The sequence below is a fragment of the Stenotrophomonas sp. YJH_SMC_138 genome, from assembly GCF_059369855.1.
On the sequence record NZ_JCAFTB010000001.1, the window covers coordinates 477,075 to 494,171 of the forward strand.

Below are 17,097 nucleotides of genomic sequence, written 5' to 3' on the forward strand. Positions count from 1 at the left end.
ACTTTCGGAAGGCATGCGCATCCGGGCATGTGGCTGGGCTTCAAACCCAGTAGGGGGCGTCGATCGTTCCCTGGTAGGTTCGACTCCTGCTGCCTTCCGCCATTCGTGTTTCCGCAGGAGATGTCGGCATGGCCACGCACGCGCAGTCACCCGCCCCATCAACGGCCGATGCCCCGCAACGACTGACCTCTCTCGCGCATGGCGGCGGCTGCGGCTGCAAGATCGCGCCGGGCGTGCTGAGCGAACTGCTGCGCGGCGTTCCAGCACTTCCCGCACCGGCCGAACTGCTGGTTGGCCGCGAGACCAGCGACGACGCCGCGGTGTACCGCCTCGATGACCGGCAGGCAATCGTCGCCACCACCGATTTCTTCATGCCCATTGTCGACGACCCGTTCGACTTCGGCCGCATCGCCGCCACCAACGCGTTGTCGGACCTGTACGCGATGGGCGCGCGGCCGCTGTTCGCGCTGGCCATCGTCGGCATGCCGATCAACACCCTGCCGCAGGACACCATCCGCGGCATCCTGCAGGGCGGCGAGCGTGCCTGCGCCGACGCCGGCATCGTGGTGGCCGGCGGCCACAGCATCGATTCGGTGGAACCGATCTACGGCCTGGCCGCGATCGGCGTGCTCGATCCGCAGCGGCTCAAGCGCAATGCCGATGCCCGCGCCGGCGATGTGCTGGTGCTGGGCAAGCCGTTGGGCGTGGGCGTGTACTCGTCGGCGCTGAAGAAAGAAGTGCTGGATGCAGAGGGCTACCGGCAGATGATCGCGTCGACTACCCGCCTGAACAGCGTGGGCGTGCCGCTGGCCGCGCTGGACGGCGTGCACGCGATGACCGACGTCACCGGCTTCGGCCTGCTCGGCCACCTGCTGGAAGTGTGCCGCGCCAGCGGCGTCGCTGCCGAAGTGGACAGTGCACAGGTGCCGCTGCTGCCGCACGCGCTGGAGCTGCTGCAGCGCGGCTGCGTGACCGGCGCCTCCGCCCGCAACTGGGCCTCGTATGGCGCCGAAGTGCGCTTCGCCGAGCGCTTGGCCGGCCACTGGCAGCCACTGCTGACCGATCCGCAGACGAGTGGCGGGCTGTTGGTGTCCTGCACCCCGGAGGCAGTGAATGCGGTGCTGGCCTGCTTCCACGACGCAGGGTTCGGCCAGGCGGCCGTGGTCGGGCGATTGGGTGAAGGGGCGCCGGGCGTCAGCGTGCGCTGATGCGCTGGAACGACAAGGGCGCCCGAAGGCGCCCCTGCTGTATCGCTGCACGCAACATCACTCGATGTTCTGCACCTGCTCGCGGATCTGGTCGATCAGCACCTTCAGCTCCACCGCGGCATTGGACGTGCGGCTGTCCACCGACTTCGAGCCCAGCGTATTGGCTTCGCGGTTGAACTCCTGCAGCAGGAAGTCCAGGCGGCGGCCGACCGGCTCGCGCTGCTTGAGCACGCGGCGGATCTCGACGATATGGCTGCCGAGCCGGTCCAGCTCTTCATCCACGTCCAGCTTCTGCAGCCACAGGACCAGCTCCTGCTCCGCACGGCCCGGGTCGACCGGGTGCGGCAGGTCAGCCAGACGGGCGGCCAGCTTGGCGCGCTGGCCGTCGCGAATGGCCGGAATCAAGGTGCGCACTTCGGTGGCGATGCGTTCGATGCCGTCCACGCGTTCGCTGATGGCCGCAGCCAGCTTGCCGCCTTCGCGCTCACGCGCTTCGACGAAGCCGTCCAGCACCTGGTCCAGCAGGGCCAGCGCCTCGACCTGCAGGGCGGCGGCATCCGTGGCCTCGCCGCGGGTCACGCCCGGCAGCTGCAGCAGATCGGTGAAGCTGACCTGCAGGTTCGGGAAATCGGAGGTCAGGCGGTGGGCCAGGCGGCCCAGCTGGCCCAGCAGAGCCTCGTCCACCTGCAGGTTGGCAGCCGCCTCCGGCGCGCGCAGGCGCATCACCAGATCCAGCTTGCCGCGGCTCAGGCGCGCGGCGATACGCTCGCGCAGCTGCGGTTCGAGCGCCCGCAGTTCCTCGGGCAGGCGGGTGCCGACCTCCAGGAAGCGGTGGTTGACCGAGCGCAGCTCGCAGCCCAGCGTGCCCCACGGGGTGACCCGCTCGCCGCCGGCATAGGCGGTCATGCTTCGAATCATGGAATGTGTCCGGTGCGTGCAAAGGGGGAATGGTACCCTAGCGCCCTCACCAGAGCCCCCTTGCCCGCCCCGTGAAGGCCGCGGGCGTGGCGGCGTACTCCCTCGCCATTACGGAACCCGCACCATGTCCGATTCCCGCCCCAGCGGCCGCCAGCCCGACCAGCTCCGCCCGGTCGTCATCCAACGCGGCTTCACCCGCCACGCCGAAGGTTCGGTGCTGGTGTGCTTCGGTGAAACCCGCGTGCTGTGCACCGCCAGCGTCGAGAACCGCGTGCCGGGCTTCCTGCGCGGCAAGGGCGAAGGCTGGGTCACCGCCGAGTACGGCATGCTGCCGCGCGCCACCCATACCCGCAGCGACCGCGAAGCGGCCCGTGGCAAGCAGGGCGGTCGCACGCTGGAGATCCAGCGCCTGATCGGCCGCAGCCTGCGTGCCTGCGTGGACCGCAATGCGCTGGGCGAACGCACCATCACCCTCGACTGCGACGTGCTGCAGGCCGACGGTGGCACCCGCACCGCCGCCATCACCGGCGCCTATGTGGCCCTGGTCGATGCGGTGAACGTGCTGATGAAGCGTGGCGACATCAAGCGCAACCCGGTCCTGGGCGCAGTTGCAGCAGTGTCGGTGGGCGTGTACCGCGGCACCCCGGTGCTGGACCTGGACTACGCCGAAGACAGCGACTGCGACACCGACATGAACGTGGTGATGAACGACGGTGGCGGCTTCATCGAGCTGCAGGGCACCGCCGAAGGCCATGCCTTCCGTCGCGATGAACTGGACGCGCTGCTGGGCCTGGCCGAGAAGGGCGTGGCCGAGCTGCTGGCCGCGCAGCAGGCGGCGCTGTCGGCATGAACCGGCGCATCGCCCTGACCACCCTGGTGGTGTCCGACTATGACGAAGCCATTGCCTGGTACACCGGCAAGCTCGGCTTCGCATTGCTCGAAGACATCGACCAGGGGCACAAGCGCTGGGTGGTGGTCGGCCCGACCGACGGCAGCGCCGCCGCCCTGCTGCTGGCCCGTGCCAGCGACGAGGAACAGCGCAGCCGCATCGGCAACCAGACCGGTGGCCGCGTTGCCTTCTTCCTCAACACCGACGACTTCCACCGCGACCACGCGGCGATGCTGGCCGCCGGCGTCGAGTTCCTGGAAGCACCGCGCGAAGAACCCTATGCAACGGTCGCGGTATTCCGCGACCTGTATGGCAACACCTGGGACCTGTTGGAGCCCCGTCAATGAAGAAACTGGTATTGGCCAGCCACAATGCCGGCAAGCTGGTGGAGATGCAGGAGATCCTCGCCGACCTGCCGCTGCAGATCACCTCGGCCGCCGAGCTGGGCCTGGGCGACGTGGAAGAGACCGGCCTGACCTTCGTCGAGAACGCGCTGCTGAAGGCACGCGCCGCCTGCGAAGCGACCGGCCTGCCGGCGCTGGCCGATGATTCCGGCCTGATCGTCGATGCCCTGGGTGGTGCACCGGGCCTGTACAGCGCGCGCTATGCCGGCCACCCGACCAACGCCGCTGCCAACAACGCCAAGCTGCTGGACGCGATGGCCGGTGTTCCCGATGGCCAGCGCAGTGCCCGCTTCTATGCGGTGATCGTGCTGCTGCGCCACGCCACCGACCCGCAGCCGCTGATCTGCGAAGGCCGCTGGGAAGGGCAGATCATCCGTGAGCTGCGTGGCACGAATGGTTTCGGCTACAACCCGGTGTTCCTGGACACCACCCACGGCCTGACCGCCGCGGAAATGGAGCCGGCGTTGAAGAACGCCATCAGCCACCGTGCCGTTGCCCTGCAGCAGCTCAAGCAACAGCTGGCGACGCTGTACTGACGCCCGACCTGATCGAACCAGGGAAGCCGGCCAACGGCCGGCACTACCGATGAAGCCCATGCCGCACGCCCACGACCACTGCAACCACCTGCCCGGCGAAGCCTGCTCCGCTGACCACGACAGCGCACCGCGGCTGGTGCCGCCACCGCTGTCGCTGTACGTGCACCTGCCGTGGTGCGTGCGCAAATGCCCGTACTGCGATTTCAATTCGCACCAGGCCAAGGGCGAGTTGCCGTTCGAGGCCTACATCGATGCACTGCTGCGCGACCTGGACCAGGACCTGCCGCTGGTCTGGGGCCGGGTGGTGCACAGCGTGTTCTTCGGTGGCGGCACGCCCAGCCTGTTCCCGCCGGAGGCGATCGACCGCTTCCTGCAGCAGGCCAGCGCGCGCCTGCGCTTTGCCCCCAATGCCGAGATCACCCTGGAAACCAACCCGGGCACCGCCGAGCATGGCCGTTTCGACCGCTACCGCGCGGCCGGCGTGAACCGCCTGAGCTTCGGCATCCAGAGTTTCGACGACGCCATGCTCAAGCGCCTCGGCCGCATCCACGACAGTGGCGAAGCCGAGCGCGCGGTGAAGATGGCGCAGGACGCGGGCTACGACAATTTCAACATCGACCTGATGTATGCGCTGCCGGAACAGACCCTGGCCGGCGCCGAGGCCGACCTGGAGCGTGCATTTGCACTGCAACCGGCGCACATCTCGCACTACCAGCTGACCCTGGAACCGAACACGGTGTTCTTCGCGCGGCCGCCGCAGGGCATTCCCGATGAAGACAACGCCTGGGACATGCAGGAACACTGCCAGGCATTGCTGGCTCAGGCTGGTTTCGGCCAGTACGAGGTCAGCGCCTATGCGCGCCCCGGCCGGCAAAGCGCGCACAACCTGAACTACTGGCGTTTCGGCGATTACCTGGGCATCGGTGCCGGTGCGCACGGCAAGATCAGCTCGGGCGCCGAAGAACACGTGCTGCGCCGCTGGAAGCTGAAGCATCCGCAGGCCTACCTGGACAGCGCTGGCACGCCGGCCTCTTTCGGGGGTGACGATGTGATCGCAGCCGAGCGCCTGCCGTTCGAGTACATGCTCAACCTGCTGCGCCTGCACGAAGGGTTCGGCCTTCGCGATTTCGAGTCGCGCACCGGGCTGCCGCGCGGCGTGCTGGACGCTCCGTTGGCCGAGGCCGTCCAGCGCGGCTGGCTGGAGGTGGCGGAGGGTCATGTGCAACCGACCGAGCTGGGCCGCCGGTTCACCAACGATGTGGTGAGCCTGTTCCTGGAGGAATAAGCCTTCCGCCATACCGGGTAGTGCCGGCCGCTGGCCGACACTCTGGTAAAGACAGCGCTGCCGGCCAGCGGCAGGCACTACCGTTCATCCGTCGGCCCTGCCCGATGAACGTGAGACACGTTCAGCCTAAAGTAGCGCCGACTGCGGCCGACACGGTAGATTCACAGGATCGATCCGCGGGAATCCGGGTACCGCTCGCCGATGTCAGCTGTCTTTTCCATCACCTCTGCCGACAAAGCACGCCTGGCCGCCAGCGACCTGCCATCGCGGGTGCGTGAACTGCTGGGTGCGTTGATCGGCCTGTGCCGGCAAACGCTGGCCGCGCCCCTGATCCTGACCGTCGAAGCGCTGGAGCAGACGCTGCTGCACGACGCCGACCGTGCACGCAATCCGATGCAGCAGGCGGACCTGATGGCCCAGCGTGGCCAGCTGCACGCCTTCGCCGGCCATTTCGCCGACCGCATGCTCGATGCCGTGGCCGAAGCGCTGGCGGGCCTGCGCGAGCCGTCCACCGTCGCTGCGGCCCCTGCTTCGCCGCCGCCGCTACCGGGCGCGCTCGGCCTGTCGCTGGTCGATGAGCACGAGGTGGATCGCGACCTGCTGCTGACCGAAATGATCCGGCGCGAGACCCTGCGTTCAACCAATACGTTGAACCTGCTGGGACAGCGCCTGGGCGTGCTCGCGGCGGCGCCGGCGTTCGAGGCCGACACCCTGCCACTGGCACCGCAGGCCCTGTGCGCGATGGTGCGCCGGATCGCCGAACAGGACGCCCTTGGCGTGGAGGTGCAGCTTGCGCTGTACCGCAGCTTCGAACGGCAGGTGCTGGAACGCCTGGGCGATGTGCTGGACCGCGCCAATGCGCTGCTGGCCCAGCATGGCGTGCTGCCGGGCCTGGTCTACACCCCGTACCTGGCACGCTCGTCGAGCACCCGGCGGATCATCACCCAGTCGGTGGGCGGCGGCCGCACAACCCAGCCTGCCAAGCGTTCCGCCGCGCCGTTGACCGGCTGGAACGGCTCCGCTCCGGCCGGTTCCTGGTCGAACCTGGTGCAGGACGCATTCAACGACGCGGGTACGCCGGGCGCAGCCACCGCTGGCGTGACCACGTCCACCGGCAGTGCGCTGCATGAATTGCTGCAGCAGGCCCGCCATGCCACTGCCCCTCCTGCGGACACCGCTGCCGTGCCCAGTGCGGCCGTCGATGCGGTCCTCGCGCGACTGCAGGCCCAGTCCAGCGCGGCCACCGGCGTCGCCGACCTGCAGGCTGCGGTGGTCGCCCAGCTGCGCAGCGAGCACGGCGCGCAGGCCCAGCTGGGCAGCCACGACCGCGACAACCTCGACCTGCTGCGCCTGCTGATGCAGCAGGTGCAGCAACAGCAGCGCCCCGACCCGGTGCCGGCCGCCCTGCTGGCGCGCCTGCAGGTACCACTGGCGCGTGCGGCGATGGCCGACCCCGGCTTCTTCGTGCGCGATGAACACCCTGCACGCGAACTGCTCAACCAGATTGCCGAAGTCGGCGCCAACTGGCTGGGCGACGATGATGTGGATCCCCAGCTGCTGCAGCGCATGGCGCAGAGCGTGCAGGGTCTGCTCGGCCAGGATGCACGCTCGCCCGAGGCCTTCGCCACCGCCAACGAGGACGTGCAGCAGCATCAGCGCGCGGCGGCCCATCGTGCTGAACTGGCCGAGCGCCGCCACGTCGAGGCCGCGCGTGGCAAGGAACGGCTGGAACTGGCGCGTCGCCAGGCCAATGCGCAGATCGACCAGTGCTGCGACACGCAGGCGCCGCCGCGCTTCGTGCAGACCCTGCTGCGCCAGGCCTGGGCCGATGCACTCACCCTCACCCGCCTGCGCCATGGCGAAGATTCGCCGCAGTGGCAGGAACGCCTGCTACAGACCGAGCGCATCGCCGCGGTGACCGCGCAGGCCGTCGATGCCAACGGTGGCACCGATGCAGTGCTGGCCAACGAGGTGGAATCGGCGCTCGTGCAGGTCGGCTATCACGCCGAGGAAGCCGCCGCCGTTGCGCGCCGCCTGGCCACGCCAGGAGGCGAGGATGAAAGCACCTCGCGCACCGAGCTCAGTGCGCGCCTGAAGGCACGTGCACGACTGGGCGAACATGCTGCCAGCGGCAGCGCCGACGCCCCGCGCACGCCGCGCAGCAGCGCCGAAGAGGCGGCCTACCAGCAGCTCGTGACCCTGCCCTTTGGCAGCTGGTTCGACATCGACAACGGTGACGGCACCCTGCGCCGCCAGCGCCTGTCCTGGTACAGCCTGCTGACCGGCCACGCCCTGTTCGTCAATCCGCGCGGGCAGAAGATCGCCGATACCGACCTTGATACGCTGGCCCGGCAGCTCAGCGCCGGACGCGCGCAGCTGGTCACCGAAGACAAGGGGCGGCTGGTCGATCGCGCATGGCAGGCCAGCCTCGGTGCGCTGCGTGCGCTGGCCGGCGGCCGTTACAGGGAGGCGTCCGTTTGAACGTGCAACCGCCGCAGGACACCCGCCGCGCGCCGCGTCGCCAGGTCTCGGACCTGGTACCGGTCACCGACCAGATGCGCGAATGCGTGGTGGGCCGGCTCGGCAATGTCTCCGAGACTGGCATGTTGATGCTGGCCAGCACCCCGCTGCGCGAGGACGCGCTGTACCAGTTCCGCTTCCCGTTGCCGATCGGTGACGGCCGCCACGAGGCCATTGACGTGGGCGTGCACCTGCTGTGGAGCGAGCCGGCGCATGTGCCCGGCCAGAGCTGGACCGGTTTCCGCTTCCTCACCCTGTCACGCGAACATCGGCAGCTGCTGCGCCAGTGGATAGGCGAAGACAGCGACGAGGCACCGGTTTCGACGGCCTGAGTGCCGGTTCCAGCACAGCGGTTTTTCCCGGTATGCGGCAGAATCTAGGGCCGTTTTCCGTGTCGAGCCACCGCAATGATCCAGCAAGACCCCGGCGCCCTGTACCCCGACCACCTGGCCGTGCTGTGCCGACGTGCCGAACAGGCGTTGGCCCGCGGCGGCTTCGACCATCTGGTCGTGCCCAGCGGCACCCTGCACTACCAGGTGTTCGACGATCGCGACTACCCGTACGCGGTCAATCCGCAGTTCAAGGCCTGGCTGCCGCTGACCCGGGTGCCCAACAGCTGGATCGTGTTCACCCCGGGCAAGCGCCCGGCGGTGATTTTCCACCAGCCCTTCGATTACTGGCACGTGGTACCGGACGCACCGAGTGGCTGGTGGGTGGAGCACTTCGACATCCACATCATCCGCAAGCCCGAAGAGGCGCTGGCCCTGCTGCCGGCCGACCCGTCGCGCAGCGCGATCCTCGGCGAGCCGCAGAGCGCGCTGGGCAGCTACGTGCCGAACAACCCGGCACCGGTGGTGAACTACCTGGAATGGCACCGCGGCAGCAAGACGCCGTATGAGATCGCGCTGATGCGCCAGGCGCAGGTGCTGGGCGTGCGCGGCCACCGCGCCGCCGAAGCCGCGTTTCGCAACGGCGCCGACGAATTCAGCATCCACATGGCGTACTGCCAGGCAGTGGGCCAGGATGCCAACGAGCTGCCCTACGGCAACATCGTGGCGCTCAATGAACATGCCGCCGTGCTGCATTACACCGAGCTGGGCCGCAAGGCGCCGCAGCCGCTGCGCAGCTTCCTGATCGATGCAGGCGCCAGCGCGCACGGCTACGCCAGCGACATCACCCGTACCTACGCCGCGCAGGGCCACGACGAATTCGCTGCGATGATTGCTGCCGTCGACGCCGCCCAGCAGCAGATGTGCGCAGCGGTGCGCCCGGGCTTCGACTACAGGCAGCTGCACGTGGACGCACATCTTTCGCTGATGGGCGTGCTGAAGGACTTCGGCGTGATCAAGGTCTCGCCGCAGACCGCGCTGGAGACCGGCGTCAGCGCCGCGTTCTTCCCGCATGGCATCGGCCACCTGATCGGCCTGCAGGTGCACGACGTGGCCGGTTTCGCGGCCAGCGACGAGGGCGGCCGCATCGAGCGCCCGGCGGGCCACCCGTACCTGCGCCTGACCCGCGTACTGGAACCGGGCATGGTGGTGACCATTGAACCGGGCCTGTACTTCATCGACATGCTGTTGAACGAAGTGAAGGATGCCGGCCATGGTGATGCGATCAACTGGGACCGCGTGGATTTCTTCCGTCCGTATGGTGGCATCCGCATTGAAGACGAAGTGCTGTGCACCGAGGGCGAGGCGGACAACCTGACGCGGCCGGCGTTTGCGGCGGCGAACGGCTGAGCCCCTCGTGGTTGGGCGCTGATATCAAAGGCCGCGCTTGGCCGGGCGGGGTGGGTTTGCAGGACACGCCGTAAACCCATCCATGGGGGCTCGATGGCGCCATCCATGGCGCCAACGGTCCTGCAAACCCACCCCGCCCGTCCTTTGACAGTTTCCTGCTGCGTCCAACCACGGAAAAAGAAGAAAGAAAAGCAGAAGCGGGTCGCTCGCTGCGCTCGCTCCGTGTCGACCAAGGTCGACACCTACCAACAGCCGCGCGTGCCAATAACCGCGGTTGCCAACAGCCGCGTGAACCTGTCGAAGGCGGGGTACTGTGGGTTTGCGGGGTGTGAGCGGCATGGATGCCGCGACCAAGCCCCCATGGATGGGTTCACGGCGTCCCCGCACACCCACAGTGCCCCGCCATCCCACGGAATGCGCGCTGTTGCTGTTGCTGTTGCTCTTGCTGTTGCCTCTGCGGGTGCAGGGCTGCAAGCCCTGCAGAACACCCCTTACCCCGCCATCACCGCTTCAATCTCGTCGGCGCTGCGCGCCAGACCTTCGGTCAGCACGCGATGACCGTCGTCGGTGATCAGCACATCATCCTCGGTACGGATGCCGATGCCGCGCCAGCGCGGTTCCACCGTCGTATCGTCCACGCCGATGTACAGCCCCGGCTCGATGGTGAATGCCATGCCCGGCTCCAGCAGCCGCGAATCGCCCGCTAGGCGGTAATCGCCCACATCGTGCACGTCCAGCCCGATCCAGTGCCCGGTCTTGTGCCGGTAGAAACGCTGGTACAGGCCTTCGGACAGGTTCTTTTCCAGCGTCCCCTTCAGCAGGCCCAGCCGCAGCAGGCCCTCGGTCAGGGTCTGCACCGCGGCCAGGTGACCGGCCTCGTACGGCACGCCCGGCCTGGCCTGGGCCAGCGCGGCGGCCTGTGCATCGCCGACCAGGTCGTGCAGTGCACGCTGCTCGGCGCTGAAGCGGCCATTCACCGGAAACGTGCGGGTGATGTCGCTGGCGTAGCCACGGTACTCGGCACCGGCGTCGATCAGCACCAGCTCGCCGTCGCGCGAACGCGCGTTGTTGTCCCGGTAATGCAGGATGCAACCGTTGCGGCCCGCACCGACGATGCTGCAATACGCCGGCACTGCATCGCTGGCGCGGAACACGCGTTCCAGCTCGGCCTGCAGCTCGTATTCGTGGATGCCGGCCCTGGCAGCCTTCATCGCCGCCAGATGCGCACGCACGCTGATCTGCGCAGCGTGGTGCATCAGCGCCACTTCCGCGCCGGACTTGAACAGGCGCTGCTCGTGCAGCAGATGGCCCAGTTCAAGGAATTCATGCGGCGGCTGCGCGCCGTGGCGCACCTGCGAACGCACGCGGTTGACCCAGCCGATCAGCTTCAGGTCGAAATCGGCGTCGCGACCGAAGTGGTAGTAGACGCGCGAACGGCCTTCCAACAGGCCCGGCAGGATGTCGTCCAGATCATCGATCGGGTACGCATCGTCCATGCCGTACTGCGCCACCGCGCCTTCCTGGCCGGCACGGCTGCCGTCCCAGGCTTCGCGCTCGGCATCACGTTCGCGGCAGAACAGGATGGCCTCGCCGTGGCGCCGGCCCGGGATCAGCACCAATACCGCCTCCGGCTCCGGGAAACCGCTCAGGTACCGGAAGTCCGAGTCCTGGCGGAACGGGTAATGGGTATCGAGGCTGCGCACCTTCTCGGCCGCGGCCGGCAGCACCAGGATCGCGTCCTCGCCGGCCATGTCCATCAGCTGGCGGCGCCGACGCTTGTATTCGCCGGCCGCGATGCCGGTGCGCTGCTTGATGTCCATCAGTTCAGGCGCTGCCGATGGCGCGAGGCCAGCACCACGTCACCGTGCAGCAGCAGTACCGCCACGCGGATGAACTCCTCGATCTCCGACAGGGCTTCGTCGTCATCATCGCCACCCGCTTCGAAATCCTCGCTGGAGGCGCGTGCCAGGCTGGCCATGTCGGTCAGCGCTTCTTCACCCTCTTCGGACAAGGTCGGGCGACGGCCGCCGCTGCCCAGGCCGAAACCACCCAGGAACGAGCGGGTCCAGCTGAACATGGCATCGGCCTGCGCGGACACATCGTCGCCGTCTGTCAGCAGCAGTTCGAAGGCGAAGTCGCGGTCTTCCAGCTGCTTGATGGTCGCCTGCAGCAGTTGCCCCAGCACGCTGTCGGCAGCCACCGGCGGCAGGTTGTCGTCGGCCAGCACCCGTGCCGGCCAGTCGTTGCCGGGGGCGCCACCGGCGGCCAGCCAGCCACACAGCGCACCGTGCAGCTCGGCAGCGGTAGCGCCCAGGCCCAGTTCCTGGCTGGCGCGGGTAACGTCGTCGACGGAGGGAAGTTCGGTCATCGTGCGGCTCGTTCGGAGAAGGAAACCCGGGGCGCGCACGCGCGCGCCCGTGAGACCCCGTAGTGTAGCAACCCGGCGGCGTCCTCTCTGCGGCCGCCAGGCCTTGCTGCGACAACGCTTGACCGCCCTTGCCCGGCTTGCCTATCGTGCCCGCATGGAACCCGCCGATCCCCTTGCCCAGCTGCAGGACTTCGCCGCCCGCGTGGAAGCGTTGCTCGAACGCAACCAGCGCCTGGCCGAGGAGAACCGCAGCCTGCGCCACCAGCAGGAACAGCTGGTGGCCGAGCGTTCCACGCTGCTGGCCAAGAACGAGCAGGCACGCTCGCGGGTGGAAGCAATGATCAGCCGGCTCAAATCCCTGGAGCAGCACACATGAGCGCCGAACCGGTCAGTGTCCGCATCCTCGATCGTGAATACACGGTGGGTGTCGGCGGCGATGAACGCGACAGCCTGATGGCCGCCGCGCGCCTGCTCGATGCGCGCATGCGCGAAATCCGCGGCAGCAACCGCATGGCCGCCGTCGACCGCGTCGCCGTGCTGGCCGCACTGAACCTGGCCCACGAACTGCAGCTGCTGCGCGACGAGAACGCCCGCCAGGCCGTGGCCCTGCAGCAGACGCTGGCCGACCTGAACAGGCGCCTCGACCGCGCGATCGACGGCACCCCCTAGAAAAAGGGGACGGAGGGGATTAAGGCGCATTCGCCCCATGCGTGCCGGAAACGTCTTAATCCCCTCCGTCCCCTTTTTCGCATATCTGAATTGGCACGGACTGTTGCCGACGAACGGCCTATCCAGATCCTGCACGCTGGCTATAATGGCCACGCGTTCTCTGCGGTACTCGACGGCATGTGCAAACATTCGCCTTGTCCCTTAAGAACGACACCGGGAGCGCGACAGCGCCGGGAGTGCAGGTCCGCCTTGTAGCGGGAAGCCCGATGGTTCTCCAGCGTTCCCACTTGAGCCCCCGGGTTCAAGGTCGTTTCGCATGCATCGACATTGCGGAGAATGCAATATTCCAGCAAGGGCGGCGTCTTCGGGCGTCGCCCTTGTTCTTTCCGGCACAATGGCGGCTGATCCTTGCCGCACGCTGCCATGACCGACCCGCGCCAGGCCCTGCGCCACGACCTGCGGCAACGCCGCCGCGACCTTTCCGCCGGTGAGCGCATCGCTGCCGCCGAATCCCTTGCCGATGCCCTGCTCGCCCTGCCGTTCACCCCACGCGAAGGCGCCGTGGCCGGCTACTGGGCGCTGGATGGCGAAATCGCCCTGCACCGCTGGCAGCTGCAACTGCCCGAAGGCCTCACCTACTGCCTGCCGGTGCTGGCCGGCGACGTGCTGCGCTTCGCGCCGTGGCGGCCGGGACAGGCGCTGACCAGCAACCGCTACGGCATTCCCGAACCGGACGTAGCGCTGGACGATACGCTGGAACCGGCGCAGATGGCGCTGGTGGTGGCCCCGCTGGTGGGCTTCGACGCACAGTGCCGGCGGCTGGGCATGGGGGGCGGCTGGTATGATCGCAGCTTCGCCTTCCGCCATGACCGGCCGGCGCCGCCCTGGCTGGTCGGTGCTGCGTTCGCGGTGCAGCAGGTCGAGTCCTTGCCGGTGGCGTCGTGGGACGTGCCGGTGGATGCGATCTGCACCGAAGACGGCACCCTGTTCCCCTCCGCTGCCCCCGTGAACGCATGACCGCCCGCAAGCGCTACTGGCTGATGAAGTCCGAACCGGACGCCTTCTCCATCGATGACCTGGCCAAGGTCAAGGTCGAACCCTGGAACGGGGTGCGCAACTACCAGGCGCGCAACTTCATGCGCGATGGCATGCAGGTGGGCGACGGCATCCTGTTCTACCACTCCAATACCAAGGTGCCGGGCATCGTCGGCCTGGCCACGGTGGCCAGCACCGCCTATCCGGACGACACCCAGTTCGATCCAAAATCCGACTACTACGACCCCAGGAGCACGCGCGAGAACCCGCGCTGGATGCTGGTGGACGTGGCCTTCGACCGCAAGCTGAAGCAGGTGATCGCGCTGGACGAGATCAAGCTGCACGCCGAGGAACTGGGCGAAGGCTTCCCGCTGGTTGCCAAGGGCAACCGCCTGTCGGTGTTCCCGGTGACCGCCGCGCAGTGGAAGCTGCTGCTGTCGCTGGAAAAGAAATCCTGATTCCCTGCCTGAGAGTTCTCCCATGTCCGAAGCCAAGCGCCTGGCCGCCGAGAAAGCCATCGAATACGTCGAAGACGGCATGATCGTCGGTGTCGGCACCGGTTCCACCGTGGCCTATTTCATCGATGCCCTGGCCCGCATCCAGCACCGCATCAAGGGCGCCGTGTCCAGCTCCGAGCAGAGCACCGCGCGCCTGAAGCAGCACGGCATCGAAGTGATCGAGCTGAACCACAGCGGCAACCTGTCGCTGTACGTGGACGGCGCCGATGAGTGCGATCCGAACAAGTGCCTGATCAAGGGCGGCGGCGCCGCACTGACCCGCGAGAAGATCATCGCCGAGGCCAGCGAGCGCTTCATCTGCATCGTCGACCCGAGCAAGCAGGTGCCGGTGCTGGGCAGGTTCCCGCTGCCGGTGGAAGTGATCCCGATGGCGCGCAGCCTGGTCGCCCGCCAGATCCGCGACATGACCGGCGGCCAGCCGACCTGGCGCGAAGGCGTGGTCACCGACAATGGCAACCAGATCCTGGACATCCACAACCTGCAGATCACCGATCCGGAAAAGCTGGAGCGCGAGCTCAACCAACTGCCGGGCGTGGTCTGCGTGGGCCTGTTCGCGCGCCGTCGCGCCGACGTGGTGATCGTCGGCGGCGAGCCGCCGGTCGTGCTCTGACCCTTCCGAAGGATCCTGACGATGTCGCTGTTGCGTTCGCTGCTGATGCTTCCGCTGCTGGCCCTGGCCGGCTGTGCCACCGACGCGGCCCGCCATTGGGTCGAACTGGATGGCGCCCGCTACCAGGTGGAGCTGGCCACCAATGACGAAACCCGCGCGCGCGGGCTGATGTTCCGCGACCAGATGGCGGCCGACCACGGCATGCTGTTCATCCACGACCGCGAAGAAATGCAGGCGTACTGGATGAAGAACACCAGGATCGCGCTGGACATCCTGTACTTCGACAGCCAGCGCAGGCTGGTCAGCCAGCAGCGCGACGTACCGCCGTGCTCGGCTGGCGACATGTGCCCGCCCTACCCCAGCGGTGGCCCGGCGCGCTACGTGCTGGAACTCAACGCCGGCCAGGCCGAGAAGCTGCAGTTGAAGGACGGCACGGAGCTGAAATTCGGCCCGGGCATCGAAAAGTAAGGTACGGCCGGGCCGCGCCCGGCACCCGCAGTAGTGCCGGCCGCTGGCCGGCAACCCTGCAGGGGTCAGATCCCCTTCGCGTGCGAAAGGGATCTGACCCCTGCATTTTTCACGCGGCACCGCTTGAAACGGCCTGCGAATGACGCCAGTCTGTGGCCATGCAGGACCGGATCACACTCCCCGACTGGGATGCACTGGCCGACCTCGAAGACGAGGCGCTGCCACTGTTGCCGACCGCGCTGCTGATCGCGCGCGATGAATACCCCGATCTGCAGCCGTCGACCTACGATGCGCTGATCCAGAGCCATGTCGACCACCTCCGCTCGGAAGTGGAGAGCATCGACAACAGTCCATTGAAGATGGCGGCGATCAACCGCCACCTGTTCGACGAGCTGGGCTACAGCGGCGACCACGACGAGTATTACGACCCGCGCAACAGCTACCTCAACCAGGTATTCGAGCGCCGGCTGGGCAACCCGATCTCGCTGGCGCTGGTGCAGATGGAAGTCGCGCGGCGGCTGGGCATTCCGCTCGACGGCGTGTCCTTCCCCGGCCACTTCCTGGTGCGCCTGCCGGTGGACGACGGCGTGCTGGTGATGGACCCGTTCAATGGTGGTCGCCCGCTGGACGTGGACGAACTGCGCGAACGCGCCAAGTCGCACCTGGGCGGGCAGATGCCCGACGACCAGGTGCTGGCGCAGATTCTGGACCCGGCGCCGGCGCGCGCGATCCTGATGCGCATGCTGCGCAACCTGCACGGCGTGTATGCCGAGGCCGGCGAATGGGACCGCGCCGCGCGCAGTGCCGACCGCCTGCTGAAGCTCGCCCCGGAGCAGGACGATGCGCTGCGTGACCGCGGCCTGGCCTACCTGCAACTGGAGTACCTGGCCGGTGCCCGCCACGATCTGGGGCAGTACCTGAAGCGCAACCCGGAAGCCAGTGATGCGCAGTGGCTGCGCGAGAAGCTGATCGACCTCGGCGGACCGATGCCGCGGCTGCATTGAGGGTGTCGGTGTGTGGACCAACGGTCCACACCTACCCTCATCAATCGACCTCGACCATCTCGAAATCGGCCTTGGTGACCCCGCAGTCCGGGCAGGTCCAGGTCTCCGGAATGTCCTCCCAGCGCGTCCCCGGCGCGATGCCCTCCTCCGGCAGGCCCTCCGCTTCGTTGTACAGGAAGCCGCAGACCACGCACATCCAGGTGCGCAAGGTGGTGGGGGTGGCATCGCTCATCGGATAATCAGGGCTGGATTCACGGGCCGCCATTGTCCCATCGCGGTCCACTCACCGGTAGCCATCGATGACTTCTGCTTCCCCGGCGCCCCGCGGCGTCTACCTGATCACCCCGGACGAGCCCGATACCGCATGCCTGCTGGCCCGTACCGCGCCGCTGCTGGCCGCTGGCGCCACCTGGCTGCAGTACCGCAACAAGACCGCCAGTGACGCGCTGCGGCGGGAGCAGGCCACCGCCCTGCAGGCGCTGTGCGCGGAACACGGCGTGCCGCTGATCGTCAACGACGACCCGGCGCTGGCCAAAGCCGTTGGCGCGGCGGGGGTGCACCTGGGCGGCACCGACGGTGACATCCCCAGCGCACGCGCCCTGCTCGGTGCCGAGGCCATCATCGGCGCCTCCTGCTACGACCAGCTTGCCAATGCAGAGAAGGCCGTGGCCGCCGGCGCCAGCTACGTGGCCTTCGGCGCGTTCTTCCCGACCACGACCAAGGTCACCAGCAGCCGCGCGCATACCGGCCTGCTGCGGCAAAGCGCCGCACTGGGCGTGCCGCGGGTGGCGATCGGCGGCCTGACGCCGGACAATGTCGGTCCCATCATCGACGCCGGCGCCGATCTGGTCGCCGTGGTCAGCAGCGTGTTCGCCGCCGAAGACCCGGTCGCGACCCAGCGCGCCTACCTCGCCCAGTTCGCGTAA

The 17,097-nt window shown here is 68.0% G+C and carries 20 protein-coding genes, 1 tRNA gene and 1 other RNA gene; 18 read left to right on the forward strand and 4 right to left on the reverse strand.

Annotated features, from left to right (window positions below; all coding sequences use genetic code 11):
- Positions 1–6: 6 nt before the first annotated feature.
- Positions 7–102 (forward strand) — tRNA-Sec (locus tag AC5P7I_RS02060).
- A gap of 26 nt (positions 103–128) precedes the next feature.
- Positions 129–1,208, forward strand: a complete 1,080-nt coding sequence (gene selD / locus AC5P7I_RS02065; protein WP_169412100.1) for a selenide, water dikinase SelD — start codon at positions 129–131, stop codon at positions 1,206–1,208.
- A 57-nt stretch (positions 1,209–1,265) separates the two neighbouring features.
- Here selD and AC5P7I_RS02070 read toward each other — a convergent pair whose 3' ends face one another.
- Positions 1,266–2,126 (reverse strand): YicC/YloC family endoribonuclease, encoded by an 861-nt coding sequence (locus AC5P7I_RS02070; protein ID WP_005410888.1) that lies wholly within the window; start codon positions 2,124–2,126, stop codon positions 1,266–1,268.
- Between the two features lie 124 nt (positions 2,127–2,250).
- Between AC5P7I_RS02070 and rph the strand changes: the two genes are divergently transcribed.
- The 7 genes from rph to pepQ all read left to right on the forward strand — a co-directional run bounded on the left by rph (position 2,251) and on the right by pepQ (position 9,499).
- On the forward strand, positions 2,251–2,976 hold the full coding sequence (gene rph, locus AC5P7I_RS02075; protein ID WP_014648280.1) for a ribonuclease PH: 726 nt from the start codon (positions 2,251–2,253) through the stop codon (positions 2,974–2,976).
- Positions 2,973–3,362: a VOC family protein gene (locus tag AC5P7I_RS02080; protein WP_495222139.1), complete on the forward strand. Its 390-nt coding sequence runs from the start codon at positions 2,973–2,975 to the stop codon at positions 3,360–3,362. The genes rph and AC5P7I_RS02080 overlap by 4 nt, the downstream gene beginning before the upstream one ends.
- Entirely contained in the window at positions 3,359–3,955 is a 597-nt protein-coding gene (rdgB, locus tag AC5P7I_RS02085) for an RdgB/HAM1 family non-canonical purine NTP pyrophosphatase (protein ID WP_032956061.1), read from the forward strand. The genes AC5P7I_RS02080 and rdgB overlap by 4 nt, the downstream gene beginning before the upstream one ends.
- 58 nt (positions 3,956–4,013) lie before the next feature.
- The gene (hemW, locus tag AC5P7I_RS02090; RefSeq protein WP_014648283.1) at positions 4,014–5,240 is read left to right on the forward strand and encodes a radical SAM family heme chaperone HemW; all 1,227 of its coding nucleotides are present in this window, start codon (positions 4,014–4,016) and stop codon (positions 5,238–5,240) included.
- A 201-nt stretch (positions 5,241–5,441) separates the two neighbouring features.
- Positions 5,442–7,721, forward strand: a complete 2,280-nt coding sequence (locus tag AC5P7I_RS02095; protein WP_126411322.1) for a DUF1631 family protein — start codon at positions 5,442–5,444, stop codon at positions 7,719–7,721.
- The gene (locus AC5P7I_RS02100) at positions 7,718–8,092 is read left to right on the forward strand and encodes a PilZ domain-containing protein (RefSeq protein ID WP_014648285.1); all 375 of its coding nucleotides are present in this window, start codon (positions 7,718–7,720) and stop codon (positions 8,090–8,092) included. The genes AC5P7I_RS02095 and AC5P7I_RS02100 overlap by 4 nt, the downstream gene beginning before the upstream one ends.
- Before the next feature lie 75 nt (positions 8,093–8,167).
- Positions 8,168–9,499 carry a Xaa-Pro dipeptidase gene (gene pepQ, locus AC5P7I_RS02105; protein WP_180835291.1) on the forward strand — a complete coding sequence of 444 codons (1,332 nt, stop codon included), beginning with the start codon at positions 8,168–8,170 and terminating at the stop codon, positions 9,497–9,499.
- Positions 9,500–9,990: 491 nt separating this feature from the next.
- Here the strand turns inward: pepQ and AC5P7I_RS02110 are convergent, their stop codons facing one another.
- Both AC5P7I_RS02110 and AC5P7I_RS02115 read right to left on the reverse strand, forming a co-directional pair.
- Entirely contained in the window at positions 9,991–11,313 is a 1,323-nt protein-coding gene (locus tag AC5P7I_RS02110; protein ID WP_126412545.1) for an aminopeptidase P N-terminal domain-containing protein, read from the reverse strand.
- A gap of 5 nt (positions 11,314–11,318) precedes the next feature.
- Positions 11,319–11,867, reverse strand: a complete 549-nt coding sequence (locus tag AC5P7I_RS02115; protein WP_014648288.1) for a YecA/YgfB family protein — start codon at positions 11,865–11,867, stop codon at positions 11,319–11,321.
- Between the two features lie 154 nt (positions 11,868–12,021).
- On the opposite strand from AC5P7I_RS02115, the gene AC5P7I_RS02120 reads away from it, so the two are divergent.
- The 8 genes from AC5P7I_RS02120 to AC5P7I_RS02155 all read left to right on the forward strand — a co-directional run bounded on the left by AC5P7I_RS02120 (position 12,022) and on the right by AC5P7I_RS02155 (position 16,171).
- Complete coding sequence (locus AC5P7I_RS02120; protein WP_005410898.1) at positions 12,022–12,243, forward strand: TIGR02449 family protein; 222 nt, start codon at positions 12,022–12,024, stop codon at positions 12,241–12,243.
- Positions 12,240–12,536, forward strand: a complete 297-nt coding sequence (locus AC5P7I_RS02125) for a cell division protein ZapA (protein ID WP_005410899.1) — start codon at positions 12,240–12,242, stop codon at positions 12,534–12,536. Before AC5P7I_RS02120 ends, AC5P7I_RS02125 begins: the two co-directional genes overlap by 4 nt.
- 154 nt (positions 12,537–12,690) lie before the next feature.
- A non-coding RNA gene (gene ssrS, locus AC5P7I_RS02130) (6S RNA) lies at positions 12,691–12,876 on the forward strand.
- Between the two features lie 83 nt (positions 12,877–12,959).
- Entirely contained in the window at positions 12,960–13,553 is a 594-nt protein-coding gene (locus AC5P7I_RS02135; protein ID WP_075076013.1) for a 5-formyltetrahydrofolate cyclo-ligase, read from the forward strand.
- Positions 13,550–14,029, forward strand: coding sequence for an EVE domain-containing protein (locus tag AC5P7I_RS02140; RefSeq protein ID WP_046432339.1), 480 nt, complete (start codon positions 13,550–13,552; stop codon positions 14,027–14,029). The genes AC5P7I_RS02135 and AC5P7I_RS02140 overlap by 4 nt, the downstream gene beginning before the upstream one ends.
- Positions 14,030–14,051: 22 nt before the next feature.
- Positions 14,052–14,699, forward strand: a complete 648-nt coding sequence (gene rpiA / locus AC5P7I_RS02145) for a ribose-5-phosphate isomerase RpiA (protein ID WP_014648291.1) — start codon at positions 14,052–14,054, stop codon at positions 14,697–14,699.
- A 21-nt stretch (positions 14,700–14,720) separates the two neighbouring features.
- The gene (locus tag AC5P7I_RS02150; protein ID WP_014648292.1) at positions 14,721–15,167 is read left to right on the forward strand and encodes a DUF192 domain-containing protein; all 447 of its coding nucleotides are present in this window, start codon (positions 14,721–14,723) and stop codon (positions 15,165–15,167) included.
- Between the two features lie 158 nt (positions 15,168–15,325).
- The gene (locus tag AC5P7I_RS02155; RefSeq protein WP_024957828.1) at positions 15,326–16,171 is read left to right on the forward strand and encodes a SirB1 family protein; all 846 of its coding nucleotides are present in this window, start codon (positions 15,326–15,328) and stop codon (positions 16,169–16,171) included.
- A 40-nt stretch (positions 16,172–16,211) separates the two neighbouring features.
- On the opposite strand, the gene AC5P7I_RS02160 is transcribed toward AC5P7I_RS02155, so the two are convergent.
- Positions 16,212–16,436, reverse strand: a complete 225-nt coding sequence (locus tag AC5P7I_RS02160; RefSeq protein WP_075076014.1) for a rubredoxin — start codon at positions 16,434–16,436, stop codon at positions 16,212–16,214.
- A gap of 34 nt (positions 16,437–16,470) precedes the next feature.
- On the opposite strand from AC5P7I_RS02160, the gene thiE reads away from it, so the two are divergent.
- Positions 16,471–17,097 (forward strand): thiamine phosphate synthase, encoded by a 627-nt coding sequence (thiE, locus tag AC5P7I_RS02165; RefSeq protein WP_014648295.1) that lies wholly within the window; start codon positions 16,471–16,473, stop codon positions 17,095–17,097.

Coding starts and splice junctions, on each gene's coding strand:
- selD (WP_169412100.1), top strand. CDS start 129: ATGGCCACGCACGCGCAGTCACCCGCCCCATCAACGGCCGATGCCCCG.
- AC5P7I_RS02070 (WP_005410888.1), bottom strand. CDS start 2,126: ATGATTCGAAGCATGACCGCCTATGCCGGCGGCGAGCGGGTCACCCCG.
- rph (WP_014648280.1), top strand. CDS start 2,251: ATGTCCGATTCCCGCCCCAGCGGCCGCCAGCCCGACCAGCTCCGCCCG.
- AC5P7I_RS02080 (WP_495222139.1), top strand. CDS start 2,973: ATGAACCGGCGCATCGCCCTGACCACCCTGGTGGTGTCCGACTATGAC.
- rdgB (WP_032956061.1), top strand. CDS start 3,359: ATGAAGAAACTGGTATTGGCCAGCCACAATGCCGGCAAGCTGGTGGAG.
- hemW (WP_014648283.1), top strand. CDS start 4,014: ATGCCGCACGCCCACGACCACTGCAACCACCTGCCCGGCGAAGCCTGC.
- AC5P7I_RS02095 (WP_126411322.1), top strand. CDS start 5,442: ATGTCAGCTGTCTTTTCCATCACCTCTGCCGACAAAGCACGCCTGGCC.
- pepQ (WP_180835291.1), top strand. CDS start 8,168: ATGATCCAGCAAGACCCCGGCGCCCTGTACCCCGACCACCTGGCCGTG.
- AC5P7I_RS02115 (WP_014648288.1), bottom strand. CDS start 11,867: ATGACCGAACTTCCCTCCGTCGACGACGTTACCCGCGCCAGCCAGGAA.
- AC5P7I_RS02120 (WP_005410898.1), top strand. CDS start 12,022: ATGGAACCCGCCGATCCCCTTGCCCAGCTGCAGGACTTCGCCGCCCGC.
- AC5P7I_RS02125 (WP_005410899.1), top strand. CDS start 12,240: ATGAGCGCCGAACCGGTCAGTGTCCGCATCCTCGATCGTGAATACACG.
- AC5P7I_RS02135 (WP_075076013.1), top strand. CDS start 12,960: ATGACCGACCCGCGCCAGGCCCTGCGCCACGACCTGCGGCAACGCCGC.
- AC5P7I_RS02140 (WP_046432339.1), top strand. CDS start 13,550: ATGACCGCCCGCAAGCGCTACTGGCTGATGAAGTCCGAACCGGACGCC.
- rpiA (WP_014648291.1), top strand. CDS start 14,052: ATGTCCGAAGCCAAGCGCCTGGCCGCCGAGAAAGCCATCGAATACGTC.
- AC5P7I_RS02150 (WP_014648292.1), top strand. CDS start 14,721: ATGTCGCTGTTGCGTTCGCTGCTGATGCTTCCGCTGCTGGCCCTGGCC.
- AC5P7I_RS02155 (WP_024957828.1), top strand. CDS start 15,326: ATGCAGGACCGGATCACACTCCCCGACTGGGATGCACTGGCCGACCTC.
- AC5P7I_RS02160 (WP_075076014.1), bottom strand. CDS start 16,436: ATGGCGGCCCGTGAATCCAGCCCTGATTATCCGATGAGCGATGCCACC.
- thiE (WP_014648295.1), top strand. CDS start 16,471: ATGACTTCTGCTTCCCCGGCGCCCCGCGGCGTCTACCTGATCACCCCG.